Source organism: Streptococcus pseudopneumoniae (genome assembly GCF_001072925.1).
Taxonomy (GTDB): Bacteria; Bacillota; Bacilli; order Lactobacillales; family Streptococcaceae; genus Streptococcus; species Streptococcus pseudopneumoniae_Q.
On sequence record NZ_JVHE01000051.1, the window covers coordinates 1 to 6065 of the forward strand.

General features: G+C 39.5%; 5 protein-coding genes. 1 reads left to right on the forward strand and 4 read right to left on the reverse strand.

All coding sequences use genetic code 11. From position 1 onward, the window contains the following. Nucleotides 1-109: 109 nt before the first annotated feature. Nucleotides 110-859, reverse strand: coding sequence for a class A sortase (locus ADH81_RS02445; protein ID WP_000078698.1), 750 nt, complete (start codon nt 857-859; stop codon nt 110-112). Next, nucleotides 859-3327: a DNA gyrase subunit A gene (gyrA, locus tag ADH81_RS02450; protein WP_049526260.1), complete on the reverse strand. Its 2469-nt coding sequence runs from the start codon at nt 3325-3327 to the stop codon at nt 859-861. The genes ADH81_RS02445 and gyrA overlap by 1 nt, the downstream gene beginning before the upstream one ends. Nucleotides 3328-3522: 195 nt before the next feature. Here gyrA and ADH81_RS02455 point away from each other — a divergent pair, with 195 nt between their 5' ends. Further along, the gene (locus ADH81_RS02455) at nt 3523-4509 is read left to right on the forward strand and encodes an L-lactate dehydrogenase (RefSeq protein WP_049526262.1); all 987 of its coding nucleotides are present in this window, start codon (nt 3523-3525) and stop codon (nt 4507-4509) included. A gap of 57 nt (nt 4510-4566) precedes the next feature. Here ADH81_RS02455 and sdbB read toward each other — a convergent pair whose 3' ends face one another. Continuing rightward, nucleotides 4567-5130 (reverse strand): thiol-disulfide oxidoreductase-associated lipoprotein SdbB, encoded by a 564-nt coding sequence (sdbB, locus tag ADH81_RS02460; RefSeq protein ID WP_049526264.1) that lies wholly within the window; start codon nt 5128-5130, stop codon nt 4567-4569. Between the two features lie 12 nt (nt 5131-5142). Beyond that, the gene (gene ccdA2, locus ADH81_RS02465) at nt 5143-5850 is read right to left on the reverse strand and encodes a thiol-disulfide oxidoreductase-associated membrane protein CcdA2 (RefSeq protein WP_049526265.1); all 708 of its coding nucleotides are present in this window, start codon (nt 5848-5850) and stop codon (nt 5143-5145) included. Nucleotides 5851-6065 lie beyond the last annotated feature (215 nt).

A 6065-nucleotide genomic window follows, 5' to 3' on the forward strand; every position in this document is an offset into this window, starting at 1 on the left:
GGAGCTTTTTGGAGTCTAAAAGACGAACAAAAAGTTCAATCAGCTACCGCGTCAAAGTTTGATCGCTAATAAAAAATGAGGTCGGGCTCTTTTGTCCCAACCTCTTCTACTATTCATAAAATTGTTTATAGGGTTTATTAAAGGCTTCTAAGATATCTGATGGAGTCTCTGCATAAGATTTTATCTCTGTCAAATTCCCTTTAACGATAATTCTCTCAACTGCATTAGCATCTTCACAAGTTACCAAGGTAATCTCTTTAATCCCATCACGTTCGTCAATTACATCTACGCGATCAGGAGTTACAATTTTAACCTCTTCAATCTCGTATGTATAGACTTTTTCTTTATCAGTGAGATAAATTTTCATTCCTTTCTCAGCACGAGCAAGAGGAGAAAATAATTTCTTATCTGCATTTTCACCTGCAAAGATACGGTGACTTGCTAGAGAATAATTTCCTTCCCCCATTACTTGATTGGCTTTCATTGTCCCAGCACCATAAAAAAGGTTAACATTATCGAGTCCCTTAAATATTGGTAGATTCATTTCAAGCTCTGGAATGGCAATCCCTCCGATTACCGGAAGTTGCTGGGAATTCCATTGAGCTGATAGGACTGCCTCCGAGGAAAGTGATTTTACAGAGTCAAAATCGAAATTTCCTTCTGTTTCTTTGTTCTCTTCAATCTCTTCCTTGGTCACTTGACTGACCTGATACTTATTAGTATTCCAAATCATGAACATATCACGAATATTAGCATTGAAGATTAAAGCGATAGATAGCAAGATTAGGAATCCTGCCAGTATGTTAATCAGTAGATTTTTACGTTTATTTTTTTTACTTTGATTCTTTTTTTGAGACATTATGCTTCACTTTCTGTTTCCTGTTCTGCCCCAACTTCTTCTTTTTCCGCTGCTGCAACACTTGTAAAAGTCACAATCTTAGCATCTTGATCTAGACGCATCACTTTTACTCCCATAGTTGAACGTCCCGTTTGTGAAATATTGGCAACATTGGTTCGAATCATGACACCTGTGTCAGTGATAATCATCAGATCTTCGTCCCCTTTTACTGTTAAGAGACCAGCCAGAGGACCATTTTTTTCAGTAACATTGGCAGTTTTCATTCCCTTACCGGCACGCCCTTTTGTTGGATATTCAGTGGCAACTGTACGCTTACCGTATCCTTTTTCGGTGATAATGAGGACTTCATCTTGGTCAGTGATCACTCTCGCTCCTACTACTGCATCACCTTCACGAAGGTTTACCCCTTTAACACCAGTGGCAATACGACTCATACTACGAACTGAAGACTGATTGAAACGAACTGCATAACCTAATTTGGTTCCGATGATGATATCTGTGTCTTTTTCAGTTAGTAAGACATTAATCAACTCATCCTCATCTTTCAGATTCAAGGCTTTGAGACCATTTTGACGAATATTGGCGAATTCTTTAACGCTGGTTCTCTTAACAATACCAGCACGAGTTGTAAAGAAGAGGTAAGCATCATCACTACGTTCTGATTCAACATTGATAATAGTTTGAATGCTTTCACCTTCGTCTAGTTTCAAAAGATTGACGACTGGCAAGCCCTTAGCAGTGCGACCATACTCTGGAATTTCATACCCCTTAAGACGATAAACCCGTCCTTTATTGGTGAAGAAAAGCAAATGATCGTGAGTGCTGGTTGAAACCAATTCACGCACAAAGTCATCGTCCTTAACTCCAGTTCCTTGAACACCACGTCCACCACGTTTTTGAGCTGTAAATTCGTCTTGGTCCAAACGTTTGATATAACCTTTATTTGATAGAGTGATGAGAACATCAGACTCTTCAATCAAGTCTTCATCTTCAAGCGTCAAGACTTCACCAACCATCAACTCAGTACGACGTGGATCGCCAAACTTACGTTTGACCTCATCCAATTCTTCCTTGATGATTTGCGCTACGCGTTCTGGTTTTGCAAGAATGTCTGCCAAGTCAGCAATCAAAGCAATAAGCTCATCATATTCCGACTGAATCTTGTCACGTTCCAAACCTGTCAAACGACGTAGACGCATATCGAGAATTGCTTGACTTTGACGTTCAGATAACTTGAACTTGCTCATCAATTCAGTTTGGGCTTCTGCATCCGTTTCACTAGCACGAATGATACGAATGACTTCGTCAATGTGGTCCAGAGCAATTAACAAACCTTCTAAGATGTGTGCACGCGCTTCAGCTTTCTCTTTGTCAAATTGAGTACGACGAGTCACCACTTCTTTTTGGTGCTCAATATAAGCATCCAAGATTTGACGAAGAGAGAGAATCTTTGGTACACCATTCTGGATAGCCAGCATGTTAAACCCAAAGCTAGTTTGCATTTGAGTCATCTTGAATAAGTTGTTCAAGATAACATTGGCAGAGGCATCACGCTTCACTTCGATAACAAAGCGAACACCCTCACGGTTAGATTCGTCACGAACTGCTGTAATACCTTCGATACGTTTTTCTTGAACTAGACGTACAATATGCTCATGGACTTTAGTCTTATTAACCATGTATGGAAATTCTGTTACAACGATACGTTCGCGACCAGTTTTTGTTTCCTCGATTTCTGTACGGGAACGAAGAACAATGGAGCCTTTTCCTGTTTCATAGGCCTTATGAATCCCTGATCTCCCCATAACAAGGGCACCAGTTGGGAAGTCAGGCCCAGGGAGTACTTCCATCAAGTCCTTGGTCGTAACTTCTGGATTATCCATAACCAACTTAACCGCATCAATGGTTTCACCCAAGTTATGTGGCGGAATATTGGTCGCCATACCAACGGCAATACCTGTAGCACCATTGACCAAAAGGTTTGGGAAACGAGCTGGTAGAACAACAGGTTCACGTTCATTGGCATCATAGTTATCTACAAAATCAACAGTATTTTTATTGATGTCACGAAGCATCTCAAGTGCAATCTTGCTCATGCGCGCTTCAGTATAACGCTGAGCTGCGGCACCATCACCATCCATGGAACCAAAGTTTCCATGTCCATCTACAAGCATGTAACGGTAGCTCCACCATTGAGCCATACGGACCATAGCCTCGTAAATAGATGAATCACCGTGTGGGTGGTATTTACCCATAACATCCCCTGTAATACGGGCAGATTTCTTATGAGGTTTATCAGGTGTAACCCCTAATTCGTTCATTCCGTACAAAATACGACGATGAACTGGTTTCAACCCATCTCGAACATCAGGAAGGGCCCGCGATACGATAACACTCATGGCGTAGTCGATAAAGCTGGTCTTCATCTCCTTTGTCAGATTGACATTCACTAAATTTTTATCTTGCATTAAAAAATGCCTCATTTCACTATTAGTAACTAGATATATTATACCATAGTTTAGCTTATATTTCAGTCTCTGGATACCCCTAAAACGTTTACATTGATAACTGGATGTTATATCCGTGACAAAGCTATTTAAAAGTGATAGAATGAAATCAGACAGGGTATTACCCTTAAAAAAACAAAGGAGATGTTTAGACTAATGACAGCAACTAAACAACACAAAAAAGTTATCCTCGTTGGTGATGGTGCCGTAGGTTCATCTTACGCTTTCGCTCTTGTTAACCAAGGAATTGCCCAAGAACTTGGTATCATTGAAATTCCTCAATTACACGAAAAAGCTGTTGGTGACGCTCTTGACCTTAGCCACGCCCTTGCTTTCACTTCACCTAAAAAGATCTATGCTGCTGAATACGCTGACTGTGCGGACGCTGACCTTGTAGTTATCACTGCTGGTGCTCCTCAAAAACCAGGTGAAACTCGTCTTGATCTTGTTGGTAAAAACCTTGCAATCAACAAATCAATCGTAACACAAGTTGTTGAATCAGGATTTAACGGTATCTTCCTTGTAGCTGCTAACCCAGTTGACGTTTTGACATACTCTACATGGAAATTTTCAGGATTCCCTAAAGAACGCGTTATCGGTTCAGGTACTTCTCTTGACTCAGCTCGTTTCCGTCAAGCCCTTGCTGAAAAATTGGATGTAGACGCTCGTTCAGTTCACGCCTACATCATGGGTGAACACGGTGACTCAGAATTTGCCGTTTGGTCACACGCTAACATTGCTGGTGTTAACCTTGAAGAATTCCTTAAGGACACTCAAAATGTTCAAGAAACTGAATTGATTGAATTGTTCGAAGGTGTTCGTGACGCTGCTTACACAATCATCAACAAAAAAGGTGCTACATACTATGGTATCGCCGTTGCCCTTGCTCGTATCACTAAAGCAATCCTTGATGATGAAAATGCAGTACTTCCACTTTCTGTATTCCAAGAAGGCCAATACGGAATCAATGACGTCTTCATTGGTCAACCAGCTGTTGTTGGAGCACACGGTATTGTACGTCCAGTGAACATCCCATTGAACGATGCTGAACTTCAAAAAATGCAAGCTTCTGCTAAAGAATTGAAAGCTATCATTGATGAAGCTTGGAAAAAACCTGAATTCCAAGAAGCTTCTAAAAACTAATTTAAGTTAGAAAAAATGTCTAGACGGTTTGTCTAGACATTTTTATATTTCATTACTTTATTTCATTTGAGCAAAAGCCGCTTCTGCATCTGCGTTACTAATCGCACCTAATTGAATCTTAGCAATTTTACCCTGTGAATCAATTAGATACTCTGTAGGGATGCTTCGAATTTGATAATCTTGAAAAACAGCTCCTTTTGTATCATATAAAACTGGGATGTCTTTATAACCTTGTTCTTCAAACCACTTTGGAAATTGGTCTATCGTTTTTTCACCTTGAAGTCCTGGCGCAATGACAGATAAAATTTCGAAATCACGATCTTCCTTAGCAGCAAGCTCCATCAATTCTGGCATACTCTTCTTACATGGTCCACACCAAGATGCCCAAAATTTAAGATAAACTTTTTTACCTTTAAAATCAGATAATTTCACTTCTTTTCCATCCATTGATTGAAGCGTAAAATCAGGTGCTTCTGCTCCTACAGCCACTTGCTTCACAGTTTCTTGCTGCTGTGTCTGAGTCGTTTGATTTTCTTGACTTGATTTTTTCTCTTCCTTGCCACAAGCAATCAGAAGAAAGAGAGACAAGAAACTAAGCCCAAAATAGATAATTTTTTTCATAGATAACTCCTTTTATCCTAATATTCCAGATAAGACATTTAACTGTCCCAACATTAATAAAATTCCCATGAGAATGATCAATAAACCACCAATTTTCTTCAATAAAAGTATGTGGGATTTGATTCTACTAAAATAAGGCATGATAAGACCTGATGCCAAGGCCAGAACTAAAAATGGAAGCGCCATTCCGAGAGTGTAAATGAGGGTTAATAAGGCTCCCTGAAGAGCTCCATTTCCTCCTGAGGCAGCCAGTGCTAAAACAGAACTTAAAACTGGGCCTATACATGGAGTCCAGCCAAAGCTGAAGCTGATACCCAGTAAAAAGGCCGACATATATTTGCTAGACTGTTTTTGCTTAAATGTTACTGTTTTTTGTACCTCTAATTTTTGTAAGTGAAGAATTTCCATCTGATGCAAACCCAGTATAATAATCATGATTCCCATGACATAACGGAACCAGTCAGTATAAAGTAAATTCCCAAGGAATCCTGCTCCAAATCCAAGAATAAAGAAGATGAGAGAGATACCCGCAATGAAACAGAGTGTCCGAATCAATCCTGACCAGGCAACATCTTTACCCAAAAAACGAAATGTCCTTGACTCCTCTTGATCATCTAGCAGAACACCTGCGTAGACTGGTAACAAGGGAAAGATGCAGGGAGAAAAGAATGACAAGATCCCAGCTATAAAGACAGAAATAAAAAATAAAATACTTTCCAATTAAGAACCTTCTTTCATATAGTCATCTTTTATTTTACTATAAAAGAAAACGTTTGTAAGAAATCCGCTACGCAAATTTATTTTCAACTTGAAAGAATCAAAAAAGGAGCTCAGCTCCTTTTTTTGGCTCTATAATTTCTGTAGTGGGTAGCACCACCATAGGAATTATGGAGCCTATTTTGTTGTAGAAAAAAAGTCCCATAAGACCTATAATG